Raw genomic sequence first — 18,867 nt, forward strand, 5'->3', positions numbered from 1 at the left:
CGAGTTGAACAGCGCCCCCTCTGTATCCGTACCTGTGGGTGGCCCGCGCTCCCCCGCGCGGGCCACCCACAGACGGAGGGCCCGTCCTCCCCACCGGGCCCGCCCCCTACGGAGGTTCCATGGCCGACAACGTCACCTCGCTGTTCCGCAGCACGGCGGCGCACAGCCCCTCAATGGCAGCGCTCACCCGTGAGGGCGGCGAAGGGGCCGGTCCGGTCGACTTCTGTATCCCGTGCAACCCGTACTTCCCGACGCCCGCCATGTTCGACGACCTGGCGGGCCGGCTGCGCGAGATCATCACGTACTACCCGAGCAGCGCCGACACCATCACGGCCGAGCTCTGCAACCTCCTCCAGCTCCCGCCGCAGTGCGTCGCGATGGGCAACGGATCGACCGAACTCATCACCTGGATCGACCACTTGCTGGTCCGGGAGTCGCTCGCGATACCCGTCCCCACCTTCGGCCGCTGGACCGACCAGCCGATGGAGACCGGCAAGCGCGTCGACATGTTCCCGCTGCAGGAGTCCAGCGGGTTCGCCCTCGACCTCGCCAAGTACGCCGAGTTCATCCGCGCCCGCGGCACCCGGGTCGCCGTCATCTGCAACCCGAACAACCCCGACGGCGGCTTCATACCCCGCCAGTCGCTCGTCCAGTTCATGGACGCGATGGCGGACCTGGACCTCATCGTCATCGACGAGTCGTTCCTGGAGTTCGCCGACGCGGAGCACGAGCCGAGTGTCGTCGAGGACGCCGTGATGCGCCCGAACGTCATCGTCCTGCGCAGCCTCGGCAAGAACTTCGGCCTGCACGGCATCCGCTTCGGCTACATGGTCGCCAACCCGGCGCTGGCCGGCAAGGTCCGCTCCATGCTGCCCAAGTGGAATCTCAACTCCTTCGCGGAGACCGTGGTGTTCATGCTCAAGAACCACGGCCAGGAGTACATGCAGAGCCTGCACATGGTCCGCCGGGACCGGCTCGACATGGCCCAGCAGCTCGCCCATCTGCCCGGTCTGACGGTCTATCCGTCGCAGGGCAACTTCCTCTTCGTACGCCTCCCCGTAGGCGCCGAAGGCACCGTGGTCCGGGACCGGATGCTCACCGAGCACCGCATCCTGGTCCGCGAGTGCGGCAACAAGATCGGTTCGTCGAGCCGCTTCCTGCGGCTCGTGGTGCGCCCCCAGGTGGACGTGCGTCGCCTGGTGTCCGGCCTGGAAGGGGTGCTCTACGGGACCAGGAGGGGAGCCGCCGTACCCGAGATGGTCAACGGGACCAACTACACCTCGGGTACGGCGGCGGTGGACCGGCTGGTCGGCGCCACGAACGGTGCGGGCATGCAGGGGCTGGCGGCGCAGGCCACGGCGATGCCGAGCCTCGCGGCGGCGCAGGCCGCCCCCTGGCCAGGACCGGCCCCGGCGCAGATCCCCGGTGCCATGCCGGGTCTGGCACCCGCCGCGGCACCGGCCGCCATGATGCCGCCGCCGGCCGCCATGATCCCGCCACCGGCCGCCCCGATGCCCGGGTACGCCCCGGTCCCGGCCGCCGGACTGCCCGCCTACACCCAGACCGGCATGCCCGGCATGGCCGCGGCCGTACAGACCCCCCAGCCCGGCGTGATGGCCCCCCAGCCCAGCGTGATGGCTCCCATGCCGGGAGCCCACCCCAGCGGACTGACCGCCGCCCAGGTCCGCGGCCGGACCCAGCCAGAACCTCCACCGCAACCTCAGGCCATGGGCTGGCCTGCCGCGGGAGCCATGTACAACCAGGCGGGTTAGTGCGGTGGGAGGGAACTACGCCCCTCCCCCAACTCCCGTCACACGCCTGCGATTTCACGTCGCACGCGTCCCACTCACGTGATCAGACAGCCCGTCAGATCCCTTGTCCGACAAGGAACTTGACGGGCTGTCACTTTGCCGAACACACAGCCCACCGACAGCTTCCGTCCCTAGGGTGCCATGTTCATGACAGAGACCCCAAAGGACACAACAGAAGCCCCGATCGGGCGCCGCACCGTGCTGATCGCCACAGGTGCCACAGCGGCAACGCTGGCCGTCGGCGTCACCGCAGCCCCTGAAGCCCTCTCAACCGACACAGCGGACGCGGCTCCCGCCGCCGCGGCGGCCGTCTGCACCCTCACCAAGGAGATGACCGAAGGGCCCTACTACCTGGACGGCGCCTACGTACGCGCCGACATCGGCGAGGACAAGGCGGGCATCCCCCTTCAGCTCACGCTCACCGTCGTCGACGACGACACCTGTGCGCCGCTGGACAAGGCCCTCGTCGAGATCTGGCACTGCGACGCGCTCGGTGAGTACTCCGGCTTCGTCGGCGGCAACGGGCACGACGAGCCCGACAACGGCACGTTCCTGCGCGGCGGCGTGCTGACCGGCACGGACGGCTTAGCGCGGATCACGACCCTCTACCCGGGCTGGTACCGCGGCCGCTGTATCCACATCCACCTCAAGGTGCACACCGGCGTCACGCTCACTGCCGACGGCTCGTTCACGGGCGGCCAGGAACTCCACACGGGCCAGCTCTTCTTCAGCGAGACGGTCACAACGGCGGTGGCCAGGATCTCCCCGTACGCCACCAACACCGTCACCCGCACCACCCTCGCGCAGGACTCCATCTACGACGACGGAGGCGCCGCCTCCGGCCTCCTCACGCTGGCGCTCCTGGGCACCTCGCCCTCATCCGGCTACGCCGGCACGCTCACGGTCGGCGTCGAAGCGAGCTGATCCGCACCCTCCCCGCACGGGGGCGGGCCCTGCCCAGATGTGGGCAGGGCCCGCCCCCGTACAGGATTTGGAGTCAGCGGGTGGTGAGCATTCCTTCCCGCAGACGCGCCAGGGTGCGCGTCAGAAGGCGGGAGACGTGCATCTGGGAGACGCCGAGGCGTTCGCCGATCTGTGACTGGGTGAGCTCGTCGACGAAGCGCAGCTGGAGGATGTGCCGGTCGCGGTCGTCGAGTTCGGCGATGAGCGGCGCGAGGGCGTGGAAGTCCTCCACCAGCTCCATCGCGGGGTCTTCCTCGCCGATGAAGCTGGCCAGGGCGGTCTCACCGTCGTCGCCGTCGCCGTGGATGGCGGCGTCGAGGGAGGTGGAGTTGTAGCCGTTGGAGGCCATGCGGGCTTCGATGACCTCGTCCTCGGTGAGGTCCATCAGAACGGCCAGTTCGCTGACCTTGGGAGCACGCCCCAGCCGGGTGCTGAGTTCTTCGGTGGCCTTGGCGAGTTCGACGCGGGCCTCCTGGAGCCGGCGCGGAACGTGGACAGCCCAGGACGTGTCACGGAAAAAACGCTTGATCTCGCCGACTACGTAGGGCACGGCGAACGTGGCGAACTGGGTCTCGCGGGTGAGTTCGAAGCGGTCGATGGCCTTGATGAGGCCGATCATGCCGACCTGGACGATGTCCTCCATGTCGTCGCCGCGGTGGCGGAAACGGCCCGCCGCGTAGCGGACCAGCGACATGTTCATCTCGATGAGGGTGTTGCGCGCGTACTGGTACTCGGGTGTCCCCTCCTCCAGTACGGCGAGTTGAGCGAAGAAACGCGTCGACAGGTCGCGGGCGTCCTTCGGCGCGACCGTCTGCGGGTCGACGATCTCCGGCAGCCCCGCGAAACCGGCGTCCGTGTGTGTCCGGACTGCCGTCGTCATGGTCGCCATCGTCGTCATCGTTGCCCTCCCTGGTCCGTCGGCCCTCTGCCATCCCCAACAGAAGCGTGTCCGGCGTCTACCCGCGCATCGCCACCTCACTCCCCTCGGCACGTATAAATATGTGAAGCCCTCCCCATGGCCGGTCCTGCGTGACAAGCGGCGACTCAAGGTCTGCTCGGGAGGGCGTTACAGCGCGCGCTTCAGGGGCAGGCGTTCATCCTGAACGGAAGCCACCCCGTACGAGGAGGGCTTATGCGAACGCGACACCCGCGAGCGCACAACAGGCCTTGGGACCACGCGGTATTCGACGCCCGGCCCGAGGCCATCGCGGACGCGCGGGACCTCGCCCACGCCTTCATGAACAGCCTCACGCCGGCGGTGGACGAACTGGCCGCGTCCAGCGTCACCCTCGTGGTGTCCGAACTCGTCACCAACGTCGTACGGCACGCACAGGGCACCTCCTGCTCCCTGCGCCTGTGGGCGCGCCCCGGCACCATCACCGTCGCCGTCACCGACGCGGATCCACGACCCCCGCGGGAACGCGCCCCTGACCTCACAGGCGGAACAGGCGGGTTCGGCTGGCCGATGGTCCAGAGCCTGTCCAGGTCGGTCACCGTGAGCACGGGGCCGGGCGGCAAGACCATACGGGCGGAGCTTCCTCGGTAGGCCGGGCATCGCCCACTCACCCGTAGAAGGGGCGGAAGCCCAGGCGGACGCCGCCCGACTACCGTTGCTCCCCATGACAGCCACCGAGACGGACATCACGGAGGACTTGATCCGGGATCTGCTGTGCGAGCAGCACCCCGATCTCGCGGATCGGCCCTTGAAGCTCGGAGCGTGTGGCTGGGACAACCAGGTGTGGCGGCTCGGCGACGACCTCGCCGTCCGGTTGCCCTGGGCGACGCAGTCCGCGGACGCGCTGCTGCGCAAGGAACACGCCTGGCTGCCCATCCTCGCCCCGCGCCTTCCTCTGCAGATTCCCGTCCCACAGCGCCTTGGTGAGCCCTCCGAACGGTTTCCGCGCCCCTGGCTCGTCACCACCTGGGTACCGGGCGATCCCGCCGACCGCGCCCCCGTTACGCGCGCCGCGGAGGCGGCCGTCACCTTGGCCGGCTTCCTGACCGCCCTCCACCGCCCAGCCCCCGACGGGGCGCCCGCAGGCCGGGACCGCGGTGGCCCGCTGGCCGACACCGCCGAAAACTTCGCCCAAGGGCTCGCCTCGGCCACCGAACTGGGGTTGATCCGCGACCCGGACGCCGTCCGCGCGGTCTGGGAAGACGCCGCCGCCGCACCCGAATGGGCAGGCCCAAGACTCTGGCTCCACGGCGACCTGCACCCAGCCAACATCCTGACCACGAACGGCACCTTCTGCGGCGTGATCGACTTCGGCGACCTCTTCGCCGGCGACCCGGCCTGCGACCTCGCCGCCGCCTGGACCCTGCTGCCGGACGGCGCCGCCGACCTCTTCCACGAGACCTACCGGCCAAGCCCGGACGCCGCGACCCGCCGCCGCGCACGCGGCTGGGCGGTGCTGCGCGCCCTCGCCTGCCTCCACATCGGAGACGCCGGCGTCCACGGCCGCCCCGGCGGCAAGCCCACCTGGGGCCCACCCGCCCAGGCCGCACTGCAACGCCTCACCGCATCGGTCCACCAGTAGCAGACCGCATCCAGTTGTTCACCAACCCGCCGGCGAAGATCGTAATTCTCTCGTCTCGCCTCCGGGCCAGGAACTACCGTCGCGAGCATGGTCGAACACGATGCCCTCAGTGCCACCCGCGAGGGTTACGACGCTGCTGCCACCACCTATGCGGAGCTGTTCCGCGACACGTTGCGAGACAGTCCCCTGGACCGCGCGATCCTGGGTGCCTTCGCCGAGGTCGTACGTGCGGGTGGGGACGGTCAGATCGCGGACCTGGGGTGTGGGCCTGGCCATATCACCGCTCATCTGGACGAGCTGGGGCTGACGGTGTTCGGTGTCGACGCCTCTCCCGCGATGATCGAGTTGGCTCGGCAGGCCTATCCGGGCCTGCGGTTCGACGTGGGCTCGATGGCCGCGCTGAACATCGCTGACGGTGTGCTGGGCGGCGTACTCGCGCGTTGGTCCATCATCCACACGCCACCGCAGGAACTCCTCGTCATCCTGGCGGAGTTCCATCGCGTGCTGGCACCTGGCGGCCACCTTCTCATCTGCTTCTCGGCAAGCGATGGTCCCTCTCACCCGACGCAGGTCTTCGATCACGCGGTTGCGCCGGCCTATCGGTGGTGGCCTGATCACCTCGCCGCGCTGTTGCGCGAGTCCGGGTTGGCCGAGGTGGCCCGGATGGTTCGCGAACCGCAGCCCACCGACCGGCGGCAGTTCCAGGCGGTTCAGCTGTTGGCCCACAAGGCCTAGGCAAGGAGCCGGCCTTCGCGTTCGGCCTCGGCGATGTGGGCGATCAGGCACCCGTTCGGGTGCGTGTGCCCCGTGCTCCTGCGGGCAGCGGAGCGGGATGAGTTACGCCCCCGTAGTACGCCACGTAGGACGAGTAGGACACGTAGGGCGGGCCCGGGCGGTAGCCGCCCGCGTCAGCGCGGCTACCCAGGAGCCTCCCAGGCTGTGCCGGTACGGTCCGAGCCGGGCGGCGCGGCATCCCTGTGAGAGCCGGGGCACCCCTGTGAGAGCCGGCGCGCGATCCCGCCGAGCTGCCGTTCACGCGCCGGGGCGCGGTGCGGGCGAGCCGGATCCGCCGTGCGCCGCGCCGGTATCTCTCGATCATTCGGACGATGGCTCGCCCACGGGCCGGACAGGCGGAATGGACACGTGATACAGGCCGGAAGCGTCGCCGCCGAGCACCGGCGGCAGCAACACCAGCCCCTCGAACACGACCCGCCTCCGTCGGCACGGGAGAAGTCGCCGTCCGCTGCCGGGGGCGCACAACGCAAACCACGGCTGTACGTGATCGACGCACTCCGGCTGGTGGCCGCTCTGATGGTGGCGCTGCACCACTACATCGGCACCTATCGGGCCAACCAGCCGGACAACCAGATCTGGGACCGTCCGGTCTCGGAGATCTTCCCCAGTCTCTTCCCGGTCGCCACCTACGGCTGGATCGGCGTCGAGTTCTTCTTCGTCATCAGCGGCTTCGTCATCTGTATGTCCAGCTGGGGCCGGCGGGCCAGGGACTTCTTCGTCTCGCGGGTCATCCGCCTCTACCCGGCCTACTGGTTCGCGGTGCTGTTCACCACGGCGGTACTCACGCTGTGGCCTGCGGAGTTCACCGCCATCCCCTCCTCGAAGGTCATCCTCAATCTCTCCATGCTCCAGCAGGGCGAGGGAGCGCCGGCGGTGGACGGCGTGTACTGGACGCTCTGGTCCGAACTGCGCTTCTACGTCATCTTCATGCTGGTGGTGGCGACCGGACTGACGTACCGCAAGGTCGTGATGTTCTGCTGCGTCTGGGGCGCGCTCGCGGCGGTCGCGCACAACTCCGGGATTCCGCTGCTGGTGACGGTCGCCAACCCCGATGCCGCGTGGTTCTTCATCGCCGGCCTCGCCCTGTACCTCATGCACCGCTTCGGCCAGGACCTGCTGCTGTGGGGCATCCTGGGCCTGGCCTGGGTGATGTCCCAGAACCAGTTGCTGACCCGGATCAGTGTGGAAAAGGTGTCGAGCTGGTCCGGGTCGCTGATCCTCTACACGCTTTTCCTGCTCCTCATGGTGGGCATCGCACTGGGCCTGACCGACCGGATCCAGTGGAAGTGGCTGGCCACCGCGGGATCGCTCACCTATCCCTTCTACCTCCTGCACTACGGCGTCGGCACCACGCTGATCCACCATCTGCACGACCACATCGACGCCCGACTGCTGGTCCCGGCGGTCATCGTCGCGATGCTCGCCCTGAGTTGGCTCGTCCACCGCTTCGTCGAGGCACCGCTGGCACGGAAGCTCAAGCAGGGCCTGACCAGCGCGTTCAGCAGGCTCGACGCCAAGCACTGAGCCGCGTCTTCCGGCATGATCCGCCGGACAGGCCCTAAGGGTTCCCGGATGGGATCCAGTCCTCGTTGTGCCGATGGCGGCCGAGTCCCACTGCCTGGAATTCGTCCTCGACCGCACCGGCCACCGCGCCGAGCCGGCGAAGAGCCTGGGAGATCGGGCTCCCGGCGGTGGGAAACGGCTGGCCCTCCGAGGTGTGCAGCGGCCCGAGCACCACGGCACCATCGGCCCAGACGACGGCGCGCTGTTCGCCTACGCCGCCGAAGTACTCGGCTTCCGTATAGGCGACGGGTCCGGCCAAGGACCACTGCGTGAGCAGTCCGTCGAAGCCGCCCGGCAGCCGCCAGAAACCCAGCGGCCCGACCGTATTGCCGTCCGTAACGTCTGTAACGTCCGTGACGTCCGTGACGTCCGTGACATCCGCGACGTCCGCGACGTCCGCGACGGCATCGAAGAGCTGGTCCGTCATCGGCATCAGCGACAGGCCCTGCCCAAGAGGCGCCACAGTGGCGCCGGCGAGATCCTGTGAGACAGCTCGCAGCAACTCTTCTCCGGCGATCACCGCCTGGAGTTCATAACCCACTTGTGGCCTCCTGCACCGACTGGAGACCTCATCCTGCCCCACCGGCCCGGGCAGAACCGCACGCCATCCCTCGCTGAACTGCCCCGCGCCTGCCTCCTGGTTGACCTGGTCAAGCCGGCCAACCCGGCCAAGGAGTCATGCAGAGGGCGTGTTGAAGTAGTGACCCTTGTCGAGGTCCTCCAGGAGCCCGGGTTGGGTCGGCTGCCAGCCGAGCAACTCGCGGGTCAGCTCGCTGGATGCCGGACTGTCGGCCCCCAGGAAGCCGGCCAGCCAGCCGAAGTGCTCGCTCGCGTCCTCAGGGGAGACGGAGGCCACCGGGATGTCGAGATGACGTCCGATCACTTCGGCGATGGTGCGGATCGGCACGCCCTCCTCGGCGACGGCGTGCAGCGTCGAGCCCGCCGGGGCCTTCTCCAGTGCCAGGCCGATGAGGCGCGCGGTATCGAGCCGGTGCACGGCGGGCCAGCGGTTGGACCCGTCACCGATGTAGCCGGAGACACCCTTGCCGCGGGCGATGCCGACGATGGCCGTCATGAAACCGTTGTCTCCTTCGCCGTGATTGGTCGGCGAGAGCCGCACAACGGACGAGCGGACGCCGCGGGACGCGAGGGAGAGCACGAACTCGGCGGTGGCCAACCGGGTCCGCGGGCCTTCGCCCCAAGCGGCGTGAGCCGGGTCGGGAACATGCCCGTCCTCCTCGGTCGCCACACGCCCGGGGGCGAGCCCGATCGTCCCGGAAGCGATGAGCAATGGCCGGTCCGAACCCGCGAGCGCCTCGCCGAATGTCTCGACGGCACGGCGATCCGCATCGGCGGCGCCCTGGAAGCCCCCCGAGAAGGCGAGGTCGTGCTTGAACGCGAGGTGGATCACACCGTCCGACGCGGCGGCCGCCTCTCGCAGACCGTCGAGGTCGTCGAGCGTGCCGCGATGCACCTCCACTCCGGCCGCGGTGAGGGCGGCGGCCGAGGCGTCCGAGCGGGCGAGCCCGGTGACCTGGTGGCCCGCGCCGATGAGTTCGGGGACGACGGCGGATCCGATCCAGCCGGACGCACCCGTCATGAAAACGCGCATGGGAAACCTCCTGAGTAGTTTCGACCGCTCGCATTACGGCGAGCGGTCGATGTCAGCGACTGTCATCAACCTACACCTGATGCCAGTCACTGTCATCACATAGAATCTGGGCATGGGTCGATGGGAACCGAACGCGCGCGGCCGGCTGGAACGCGCCGCACTGGAGCTCTACAGCGAACACGGGTTCGAACAGACCACCGTGACCGAGATCGCCAAGCGGGCGGGACTCACGGAGCGAACGTTCTTCCGGCACTACGCCGACAAGCGCGAAGTCCTGTTCGGGAACGCGACCTCACTGGAGGAGCTCCTCGTGGGCGCCCTCAACGGCGCGCCCGAGTCCGCGGCCCCGATCGACGCGGTGGCCGTGGCCCTCGACGCCGCCGCGGCGGTCTTCGAGGATCGCCGCGAACACTCCCAGAAGCGCCAGAAGGTCATTGTCGCGAACGCGGAACTGCGAGAGCGCGAGCTGATCAAGCTCGCGTCACTGTCCGCGGCACTCGCCGACGCGTTGCGCGGACGCGGTGTCGCCGACCCGGCCGCGAGCCTGGCCGCCGAGGCGGGGATCGCCGTCTTCAAGATCGCGTTCGAACGCTGGGGCGGCGAAACCAACCAGCGACCGATCGCACAGCTCATGAGAGAGTCACTCGACGAGCTCAAGGCTGTGACCGCGGGCAAGTAGTCAGCGTTCTTCCCTATCGGTCCGATAGGGAAGAACGGGACGTGACGCTCAGGGCAGAACCTGAGCGCGCACGTACTGCGGAATGAGGACGCTTCACAGACGGAACCCGGCCCTCCGCCGGAGGCTCTCACCTCCCCGGCTACCTCAGCGGGCCCGGTCCGGCTCATCCCCGGGGTGTATCACCCTCCGCTCGCAGGCATATCTGCGGCTACGCCCGGTCGCCGAACCCTCCTCCGGACAGCACCGGTGACCTGCGGTTTCCGTGAAGGGCCTACCGCCCGCCGAGCCTTGTGACCGTCTCGTCGCACACGCTGCCGCAACCGCCGTACGCAGCCCAGTGTCCCTCTGCACGCCGGCCGCCCACTAGGTCGCGGCCGACGATTTCCAGGGGGAGAACACCATGCACAACATCACGCGCGACACCAAGGGCAGCGCATCCACGGCCGGTTCAGGCCACCGCCGCCTCACCGCACTCGGACTCGCGGTGCTGTTCGCCGCGGCCGCCGTCGCCACCACCGGGTGCGGCGGGAACTCCGATGCGGCCGCCCGTACGACCACCGCCAAGCCGGCGTCTCCGACTGCCACCGGGCTGGGCGCGGTGGAGGGCAAGGCCTACGGATACACCCCGTACGTCTGGGCCACCCGCGCGCCGAGCACGATCGGCGTCTACGGGCTCGTCCTGCGCGGCCAGAGCTTCACCGTGGGCGGCCAGGTGAAGATGGCCCTCTTCAAGGACGGCGGCGTGCCGGGCGTTCCCAGCTGGTACAAGACCACCACCGCGCGCTCCGTCTCCGGGCGCCACGGCGGGGCCTTCGACTTCACGACCGGTCTGCTGGACTGCACGGCCTACGGCTACGCGAAGAACTCGACCCTGATGGCCCTCGACGTGACGACCAACACCTGGTCCACCAAAGCCCGCGTCTCCACGGGCTGCGGCAACGACTGAGCACAGTGCCGGTGACGTCAGGGGTTCGGCCGACCCGGCGTGGGTGAGCCGGCGTAGGTGAGCCGGCGTAGGTGAGCCGGATCGGCCGCCAGGACCTGTCCGGCGCATGGCCGCCTTTGCCGCCGCACCGGCCGGCGACCAGGCCGCCACGCCGGACGTCGGTGTGGATTCCCTCCACGAACTCGTACGGAATGGTCTGTGCGGTGGCGATGGCCTCAGCCTTCACCGGTGGGCCGTCGTCCTGCCGGACCGTCGGCTCCAGCAGCGCCCGTACCGTGTAATCCGCCCGCGCCGGGATCCTCATACGACCATTGTGGGACGAATCGCTGTGGACAATGGCCGCACCCGAGCCGCCGCTGTCCAGGGGAGAACCGCATGGTGTTGAGCAGACGTACCTTCAGCGCACTCGCCACAACCACCGCCCTCGGCCTCTCCCTGAGCGGCAGTGGGAGCGGCAGCGCGTACGCCGTCGGTACCGCGCCCACCGGACCCGCGCCCGGGCCGCCGGGTGCCGACGGCGACCGGCACACCGTCGGCTTCGACAGGTACTCGATGCTGATCGACGGCAGGCGCGTCGTCCTGTGGTCCGGCGAGGTCCACCCCTTCCGCCTGCCGAGCCCGTCCCTGTGGCTGGACGTCCTGCAGAAGCTGCGCGCCCACGGCTACAACGCGATCAGCATCTACGTCTCCTGGAACTACCACTCCCCCGCGCCCGGGACGTACGACTTCACCGGCGTCCGCGACCTCGACCTGTTCCTGCGGATGGCCACCGAGACCGGTCTGTACGTGATCCTGCGGCCGGGTCCGTACATCAACGCCGAGGTCGACGCGGGCGGTTTCCCGGGCTGGCTGACCGCCACCGAGGGCACGGCGAGGACCTCGGACCCGACCTATCTGAAGCACGTCGACGAGTGGCTGACCGTCGTCGACCGGATCGTCGCCCGGCACCTCTACACCGACGGCGGCGGCACGGTCGTCCTCTACCAGCTGGAGAACGAGTACGCGGACCACGTCACCAGCCCCCTCGGCCGCGACTACATGGCCCACCTGTACGCCAAGGTCCGCGACGACGGCATCGACGTACCGTTGTTCCACAACGACAAGGGCAGGAACGGGGATTGGGCACCCGGCACCTTCGACACGGGCGGGGAGAGCGGGCGTTACCTGTATGGCTTCGACGGGTATCCCACGCCCTTCAAACCCCCGCCGGACTGGGGCTACTTCGGTATCGGCGGTACGAAGGGGGGCTCGACGGCGAGTCCTCGAACCCCGGGATTCATGCCCGAGTTCGGGGGCGGCTGGTTCGATCCGTGGGGTGGCGTCGAGTTCGACGGCAAGGGGTACGCGGAGTCGGCCAGGACGCGTGACGCGGCGTACGAGCGGCGCTTCTACCTCACCAACCTCGCCAACGGCATCAAGGTCCACAACGTCTACATGACCTTCGGCGGCACCTCCTGGGGCTGGCTGCCCGCGCCGATCGTCTATACGTCGTACGACTACGGTGCCGCCCTGGACGAGGCACGGCAGCCGACCCCCAAGCTGGTCCCGATGCACCAGATCGGGCAGTTGCTGCACTCCGTGCCCGACCTGGCCAAGCTGGACCGCGCGGAGCCGGTCGCCGGGACGGACCCGCAGGTCAAGGTGTATCCGCTGGTCAACCCGGACACCGGCGCGCACTTCTACGTCGTACGCAACGACACCGCGGCGGAGGTGACGACGGCGCTTCCCTTCGCGGACCTTCCGCTCACCGTGCCCGCCCTCGACGCCCGGCTGCTGGCCACCGGGATCGCCCTGGGGCGAAGGAAGTTGGCGTACTCGACCGCGCAGCCGATGCTGTGGCTCGCGGCCGGTCGGCAGGACATCGCCGTGCTCACCGGCCGCTCAGGAGAGACGACCGAGACCGCGCTGGAGTGCGCGAGTGAGCCGACGGTGACCGTGCTGGCGGGGGCCGCGGCATATGAGTACGAGAGTGGTGTGCTCCGGGTCTGGGCTCAACTCGGCGGACTTACGCGAGTGTTGGTGGAGGGCGGCGGTGCCTCGGCGCCGCTTCTGCTGCTTCTCGCGGACGACGAGACCTCCGGGCGGCTGTGGCGGTACGACACCCCGTCGGGACCGGTGCTGGTACGCGGCCCCGCACTCCTGCGCACCGCCGCCCTGCGCGGCTCGACCGTCCATCTCACCGGGGACACGGTGGAGGCGGCCGATCTTGAGGTGTGGGGGCCGCGCGGGGTGAGTGAAGTCGTCTGGAACCAGGGGGCGTTGAGGACGCACGCCACTCCCTCCGGGAGCCTGCGGGCCGAGCAGCGGCTGCCCGGCGTACCGGGTGTCCTGCTCCCCGTGCTGACCGACTGGCGGCGGTCCGACGAAAACCCGGAGTCCGCCGCGGACTTCGACGACTCGGGGTGGACGGTCGCGGACAGGACGTCCTCGTACAGCACCACCCCCGTACCGGCCGGGCGGCCCGTGCTGTTCGCCGACGACTACGGCTTCCATTACGGAGACGTCTGGTACCGGGGGCACTTCGAGGGTGCCACGGAGTCCGTGTCCCTCGACTTCACCACGGGAACGCAGGGTGTGCTGATGGCGTGGCTGGACGGGGAGCCGCTGGGGACGCATCGGATGCCGGTGCCGGACAAGAAGACGGTCAGGCAGGGGACTTGGGCCGACACGGCGGTCTTCCCCCTCTCCTTCGGCGAGGGGCCGCACGTCCTCTCCGTCCTCGTCCGCCGTATGCAGCACGACCAGGACGGGAAGGCGGACGACACCCACAAGGCGGCCCGCGGGCTGACTGCGGTGACCTTCAACGGGGCTTCCCCCGCCGTCACTTGGCGGATCCAGGGTGAGGCGGCCGCCGACCCGGTACGCGGACCGCTCAACCACGGCGGGCTGTACGGGGAACGCGAAGGCTGGCATCTGCCCGGGTTCGCGGACGACGGCTGGAAAGCGGCCGACTTCCCGCGGGCCGAGCGGCGGCAGGGCGTCGTCTGGTACCGCACCGGGTTCCGGCTCTCCATCGACACCGGCGTCGACGCCTCGGTCGGGCTCACGCTCACCGACGACCCGGCCCGCGCCTACCGCGTCCAGATCTTCCTGAACGGCTGGAACATGGGCCAGTACATCAACGACGTAGGCCCCCAGCACACCTTCGTCCTGCCGAACGGGGTGCTGCGCACGCGTGGCGCGAACACACTGGCCCTGGCTGTACTGTCCGACGGGACCACACCCTCGGGTCCGGGCGAGGTGAAGCTGACGCTGCTGGGCAGCGCGGCCGGAGGGGTACCGGTGACGGTGGTGGACTCTCCCGGCCACGCTCGCACGAGCTAGGACGTGTCCGGCCGGATCACGTTCCGCGTCAGCAAGGGGCTCTCTTCGGTCGCGGCTAACCCGCGAACGCCGGCTGCGGGAGCCCCTTCCCGGCGCCCGGCACCACCAGCACCGAGCCCGACAGCGGATGCGGCGCCTCCAGGCCCGTACGAGCTGTGGTGATGTACAGGTCGGTGAGGTCGGCGCCGCCGAACGCGCAGGCGGTGGGGCGGAGTACGGGCAGTTCGAGCACGCGGTCGAGGTTCCCGTCCGGGGTGTAGCGGTGGACCACGCCGCCGTCCCAGAGGGCCACCCAGACGCAGCCGTCGGCGTCGACGGTGAGACCGTCGGGGAAACCCTCGTCCACCGCCGCCAACTGCCGCCTGTTGAGCGGCAGTTGGTCATCGCCGATGTCGAACACGTCGATGCTTCGGGTCGGCGAGTCGATGTAGTACATCAGCCGGCCGTCGGGGCTCCAGCCGATGCCGTTGCTGACGGCGACGGAGTCGAGGATGGTCCGCACGGTGCCGTCGGGGGCGAGCCGGGACAGGGTGCCGCCGCCCGGTGCCTCGTCGTAGCGCATGGTGCCGAACCAGAGGGAGCCGTCGGGTGCGACCGCCGCGTCGTTGCCACGGCGGGCGGGGACGAACTCCCGGTGCAGCCACCGGAAGCCGTCGATGCCGTCGTAAATCGCCACGCCGTCACGGAGGTTGGCCACCAGGCCGCCGCCCGTGCGCGGCTTCGCGGCGCCCACGTGCTGCTCGGTGACCATGACCGTGCGGCGGCCGGTGCCGGGGTCGTACGTGTGGACCCGCGAGCCGAGGATGTCGACCCAGATCAGCCGCTGCTCCCGGGAGTCCCACGTGGGCCCCTCCCCCAGAGTCGCGTGCTCGTGTACGGCGACCTCGATCGCCGTCATCCCACGCTCCGGTGGCCGAGCCGCTCGGACAGCTCGACGGCACCCTTCGCGGCGAGCTGCTCCAGTTCGGCGCGGCGCTCGTCGCTCCAGCGGATCATCGGTACGGAGATGGAGAGGGCGGCGACGACCTGGCCCGTGCGGTCGCGCACCGGGGCGGCGACGCAGCTGACATCCGGATTGGACTCGCGGCTCTCCACGGCGATGCCCCGGCTGCGGATCTCGGCGAGGGCCTCTCGCAGCGCGGCCGGCTCGGTGATGCTGTTGGGCGTCATCGCGACCAGCTCGGCGTCGTCCGGGACGCGGGACGTCAGCTCCTGATCGGGGAGCGAGGCGAGCAGCATCTTGCCGACGGAGGTGCAGTGGGCCGGCAGCCTGCGGCCCGCGGCGGACACCATGCGCACGGCGTGCGTGGAGTCGACCTTCGCGATGTAGATGACGTCGGTGCCCTCCAGGATCGCGACGTGCACCGTCTCGTCGCAGGTCTCGGCGACCGAGCGGGCGACCTGCTGGCCCTCGGCGGCGAGGTCCAGCTGCTCCGCGTACCGGCTGCCCAGCTGGTAGGGCCGCACACCGAGCCGGTAGCGTCCCGGCTGGCTGGGCACCCCCACGATGTACGAGCGGGCGGCGAGCGTGGTGACCAACTCGTGCACGGTCGTGCGGGGCAGCTGGAGCCTGCGCACGATGTCGGGGGCGGAGAGCGTGCCGTCCCCGTCGAGGAAGAGCTCGAGTATGTCCAGAGCTCGGGTCACGGCAGGTACAAGGCGTCCCACAACCGGCCCCCTCCCTTGTGTTCGAAATGCCAACAGCCGATCGGCATGGCGAACATAGGTTACTCATAGTGGTCTTGGGTGGGCAATGGGTGTGCGCTGTGCGTGACCGCAGGGGCATGTGGGGCAGGTGACTACCGCCGGGCTCTCGGATCGCCCAGTTCCCCGCGCAGGCGTTGCGCCCTGAGCACCAGCTCCAGTTCGAAGCGGCGGTCCGGGTCGTCGACCTCGTCGCCCCACAGTTCCCTTATCTGGCGCAGGCGGTAGCGGACGGTCTGCGGGTGAACGCCTAAGCGGGCCGCGACCTCGGGGGCGCCACCGCGTGTTTCCAGCCAGGCGAGCAGGGTCTCGGCGAGGCGGCGGCCGTGGGTGGGGCCGCAGTGGGCGAGGGGCGCGAGGCAGCGCAGGGCGAGGTCGTCGATGAGCTCCTCGGGCTGGAGGAGGACCAGCGCCTCGGTGTGTTCCGTGCAGTGCAGGACCTCACCGGACGGGAGCAGGCGCCGCTCCATGAGGCGTACGGCGGCCTCCGCCCAGCGCAGCGACTTCGCGGCGTCGGCGAGCGGCACCGGGGGGCCGATGGCGCCGGACCAGCCGGTCAGCGCGCGGTGCAGCAGCTCGGGGCGGCCCGCGGCGTCCGGTTCGGGGACGACCATGCGGGGCTGCTCGTACTCCATGTCGAGCAGTACGCCCTGGCTCACGGCGGGCGCGACGGCCTCGCGGGCGGGGCGCAGCAGTACCCCGACGGCGACCTTGTCGGGCAGCTGCCAGCCGATGCGGGCGGCGCGTTCGACGAGCGCCTCGGCCGGGTCGCCCCGGTGGTGGTGCTCGGAGAGCAGGAGCTCCATCAGGCGGCGCTGGAGGCGCAGGCGCTCCCCGGCCTGCCGGGCGGCGGCCTCCGCGTAACCGCGTACGGACTGGTCCACCAGACCGTCCAGGTATTCGTAACCGGCGTCGACGAGTTCGTACATGGCCGGTGGCGGGATCTCGACCCGCTGCCCGATCTCGGCGAACCGGCGCCAGGCCAGCCGGACCCCGAGCCGGTAGATCGCCTGGAGCGAGTCGAGGCTGCGGCCGTTGAGGCCCTCGCCGCGGCCGAACTCCTGGAAGACCTCCGGGTGGACGCGGGGCCGGCCCTCGGCGGTCTCCAGGTGCTGCACGAACACCTCGATGGCGCGGCGAATGCCGATCAGCGCCATGGGCTCGCCGGAGTCGTCGAGGAAGACGGGCAGCGTCGGGTACTCGTGGCGGATCTCCTGGAGGATCTCCTCGGCGAGCACCGGCGCCTCGGCCATCGCGAGCGCCGCGAACTGACGTACCTGGAGGCGGGGCACGTCGCGCCAGGCCGAGCGCGTCGTGACGGTTGCCGGGCGCGGGGTCGCCGTCGGCGCTCCGGTGAGTGACGGGCCGGGAGTGGTCACCGTCGGGGTTCCCGCGCGCGACGGGCGGGGCGGCATGTCAGCGCTCCTGACCGGCGTTCTCGTACGTGATGAGCGGGGTGTTCGGCTGGTCGGGGGTCGCGTCGAGCAGGGCGACGATGCCGAGGGCGGCACCGACCGCGAGTGCGGTGGCGCCAAGGACGGTCAGTGCGGCGGCGAGCAGTCTGGACATCGCGGGTCAGCCTCTCTGTCGGAGGTCGTCCCCACCCCGGCCGCTTCGTCCGCGACCGTGGTCATCCCATGGTCGTGCGGTCGGCGACCCCTGCCCGTTCCCCGTGGTGCGTTCCCGATGTTCGCCGGTCCCGGCCGGCAAGTCCACAGTCTCGACAATGCATTGACACTCCGTCAAGGGTGCGCCTACGGTTCCCGGCCCATACCGCAGGTGCACTTTCCCCACGGTGTCGACCCGCCCGCACGACCCGCGTGTCGAGCCGTCTCACGCCCTCTGGAGTGCCCGGATGCACCGGAAAGCCTCGCCCGTCTCCCTCATCCTTCTGGGCCTCGGGACCTTTCTCCTCGTGCTGGCCCCGCTGCTCGCTTGGTACGTGAAACCACATGCCGCCGTGAATCCGATCGACATCGACCAGACCGCCGTCTACACGGGCACAGGCAGCGTCTTCGACGTCGACAAGGTCGAGACCGTGCCCGACCAGAAGATCACCGTCACGCAGAAGGTACGCGGTGACGTCGCCGCCAGCGAGACCAGCGGAAACGGGGTCTGGGACGTGACGACCACGGTCGACACCGACAAGTCGCTGCCCGCGGCGGACCCGCACGACGCGCTGGAGTTCACCCCGCACCGGTGGGTCATGGACCGGACGACCAACGAGCCGGTGCACTGCTGCCAGGAGAAGCCGTACATCCAGGGCGAGGCGTACCTGAAGTTCCCCTTCGACGTGCAGAAACGCGCGTACCGCTGGTGGGACAACTCCCTTGGGGCAACGGTGACTTTGAGCTACCGGGGTACCAAGAAGATTCAGGGGTACGAGGGTTATCGCTTCACCGGCACGGTCCCGGCGACCAAGACCGGGACGCGGCTCGTACCGGGCGCGATCGTCGGCGAGCCCGAGCGCAGCCAGGTGCTCGCCGAGGAGTGGTACGCCAACCACCTCGTCGAACTCGTCGTCGACCAGCGCACGGGCCGTGTGCTGTACGCGCAGGTCGGACCCCGTAGGACGCTGCGGGCGCCGGGCGGGACGAAGGACGCCGCGGTGCTGCTGGACGCCGAGAAGCTCGCCTTCACCACCGACACCCAGAAGTTCGCGGTGGACCGGGCCAAGGAGGAGAGCGGCCAACTGCGCGCGGTGGGACAGACGTTGCCGATCGGGGCGGGTGCGCTGGGACTGGTACTCGCCGCGGTGGGAGTCGTTTTGGTGGTACGCGGCCGTCCGCATCCCGATACGCCCGAGTCCTCCCAGCCTGCGTCCACGATGTGATGAGGCGTCAGCTCACAAAGCTGAAAAATTGTCACCTAGGTGAGTAGCAGCATCGAACCGCTGGGCGAAAACTGTCCACCCCCACCCGAGCACAGTCCGT

At 69.7% G+C, this 18,867-nt stretch carries 17 protein-coding genes; 9 read left to right on the plus strand and 8 right to left on the minus strand.

All coding sequences use genetic code 11. From position 1 onward, the window contains the following. Positions 1–119 precede the first annotated feature (119 nt). Positions 120–1,772, plus strand: a complete 1,653-nt coding sequence (locus AB0N66_RS24400; RefSeq protein WP_365438740.1) for a histidinol-phosphate transaminase — start codon at positions 120–122, stop codon at positions 1,770–1,772. Between the two features lie 180 nt (positions 1,773–1,952). Then, on the plus strand, positions 1,953–2,735 hold the full coding sequence (locus AB0N66_RS24405; RefSeq protein ID WP_365438742.1) for an intradiol ring-cleavage dioxygenase: 783 nt from the start codon (positions 1,953–1,955) through the stop codon (positions 2,733–2,735). A gap of 73 nt (positions 2,736–2,808) precedes the next feature. Here the strand turns inward: AB0N66_RS24405 and AB0N66_RS24410 are convergent, their stop codons facing one another. Continuing rightward, positions 2,809–3,654 carry an RNA polymerase sigma factor SigF gene (locus AB0N66_RS24410; RefSeq protein WP_365438744.1) on the minus strand — a complete coding sequence of 282 codons (846 nt, stop codon included), beginning with the start codon at positions 3,652–3,654 and terminating at the stop codon, positions 2,809–2,811. A gap of 252 nt (positions 3,655–3,906) precedes the next feature. Here AB0N66_RS24410 and AB0N66_RS24415 point away from each other — a divergent pair, with 252 nt between their 5' ends. The 4 genes from AB0N66_RS24415 to AB0N66_RS24430 all read left to right on the plus strand — a co-directional run bounded on the left by AB0N66_RS24415 (position 3,907) and on the right by AB0N66_RS24430 (position 7,630). Beyond that, complete coding sequence (locus AB0N66_RS24415; RefSeq protein WP_365438746.1) at positions 3,907–4,320, plus strand: ATP-binding protein; 414 nt, start codon at positions 3,907–3,909, stop codon at positions 4,318–4,320. A 73-nt stretch (positions 4,321–4,393) separates the two neighbouring features. Beyond that, positions 4,394–5,311: an aminoglycoside phosphotransferase family protein gene (locus AB0N66_RS24420; RefSeq protein WP_365438748.1), complete on the plus strand. Its 918-nt coding sequence runs from the start codon at positions 4,394–4,396 to the stop codon at positions 5,309–5,311. Positions 5,312–5,398: 87 nt separating this feature from the next. Next, a complete protein-coding gene (locus AB0N66_RS24425) occupies positions 5,399–6,046 on the plus strand; it encodes a methyltransferase domain-containing protein (protein WP_365438750.1) in 648 nt (215 codons plus the stop codon). 408 nt (positions 6,047–6,454) lie between these two features. Continuing rightward, on the plus strand, positions 6,455–7,630 hold the full coding sequence (locus tag AB0N66_RS24430) for an acyltransferase (RefSeq protein ID WP_365438752.1): 1,176 nt from the start codon (positions 6,455–6,457) through the stop codon (positions 7,628–7,630). 34 nt (positions 7,631–7,664) lie between these two features. Here the strand turns inward: AB0N66_RS24430 and AB0N66_RS24435 are convergent, their stop codons facing one another. Beyond that, entirely contained in the window at positions 7,665–8,210 is a 546-nt protein-coding gene (locus AB0N66_RS24435; protein WP_365438754.1) for a hypothetical protein, read from the minus strand. Between the two features lie 135 nt (positions 8,211–8,345). After that, the gene (locus AB0N66_RS24440; protein WP_365438756.1) at positions 8,346–9,281 is read right to left on the minus strand and encodes an SDR family oxidoreductase; all 936 of its coding nucleotides are present in this window, start codon (positions 9,279–9,281) and stop codon (positions 8,346–8,348) included. 112 nt (positions 9,282–9,393) lie between these two features. Here AB0N66_RS24440 and AB0N66_RS24445 point away from each other — a divergent pair, with 112 nt between their 5' ends. Next, positions 9,394–9,960 carry a helix-turn-helix domain-containing protein gene (locus AB0N66_RS24445; protein ID WP_365438758.1) on the plus strand — a complete coding sequence of 189 codons (567 nt, stop codon included), beginning with the start codon at positions 9,394–9,396 and terminating at the stop codon, positions 9,958–9,960. 818 nt (positions 9,961–10,778) lie between these two features. Here AB0N66_RS24445 and AB0N66_RS24450 read toward each other — a convergent pair. Continuing rightward, on the minus strand, positions 10,779–11,210 hold the full coding sequence (locus tag AB0N66_RS24450) for an Rrf2 family transcriptional regulator (protein WP_365438760.1): 432 nt from the start codon (positions 11,208–11,210) through the stop codon (positions 10,779–10,781). A gap of 71 nt (positions 11,211–11,281) precedes the next feature. Here AB0N66_RS24450 and AB0N66_RS24455 point away from each other — a divergent pair, with 71 nt between their 5' ends. After that, positions 11,282–14,230 carry a beta-galactosidase gene (locus tag AB0N66_RS24455; RefSeq protein ID WP_365438762.1) on the plus strand — a complete coding sequence of 983 codons (2,949 nt, stop codon included), beginning with the start codon at positions 11,282–11,284 and terminating at the stop codon, positions 14,228–14,230. A 55-nt stretch (positions 14,231–14,285) separates the two neighbouring features. On the opposite strand, the gene AB0N66_RS24460 is transcribed toward AB0N66_RS24455, so the two are convergent. From AB0N66_RS24460 to AB0N66_RS24475, 4 genes are all read right to left on the minus strand, one after another. Continuing rightward, positions 14,286–15,128: an SMP-30/gluconolactonase/LRE family protein gene (locus AB0N66_RS24460; protein ID WP_365438764.1), complete on the minus strand. Its 843-nt coding sequence runs from the start codon at positions 15,126–15,128 to the stop codon at positions 14,286–14,288. Then, positions 15,125–15,898 carry an IclR family transcriptional regulator gene (locus AB0N66_RS24465; RefSeq protein WP_365438766.1) on the minus strand — a complete coding sequence of 258 codons (774 nt, stop codon included), beginning with the start codon at positions 15,896–15,898 and terminating at the stop codon, positions 15,125–15,127. The genes AB0N66_RS24460 and AB0N66_RS24465 overlap by 4 nt, the downstream gene beginning before the upstream one ends. Before the next feature lie 131 nt (positions 15,899–16,029). Beyond that, a complete protein-coding gene (locus AB0N66_RS24470; protein ID WP_365438768.1) occupies positions 16,030–17,349 on the minus strand; it encodes a helix-turn-helix domain-containing protein in 1,320 nt (439 codons plus the stop codon). 1 nt (position 17,350) lies between these two features. Further along, the gene (locus tag AB0N66_RS24475; protein ID WP_365438770.1) at positions 17,351–17,503 is read right to left on the minus strand and encodes a hypothetical protein; all 153 of its coding nucleotides are present in this window, start codon (positions 17,501–17,503) and stop codon (positions 17,351–17,353) included. A gap of 286 nt (positions 17,504–17,789) precedes the next feature. Between AB0N66_RS24475 and AB0N66_RS24480 the strand changes: the two genes are divergently transcribed. Next, the gene (locus tag AB0N66_RS24480; protein ID WP_365438772.1) at positions 17,790–18,767 is read left to right on the plus strand and encodes a DUF3068 domain-containing protein; all 978 of its coding nucleotides are present in this window, start codon (positions 17,790–17,792) and stop codon (positions 18,765–18,767) included. Positions 18,768–18,867: the final 100 nt, after the last annotated feature.

The organism is Streptomyces sp. NPDC093544 (assembly GCF_040683495.1).
Lineage (GTDB): Bacteria > Actinomycetota > Actinomycetes > Streptomycetales > Streptomycetaceae > Streptomyces.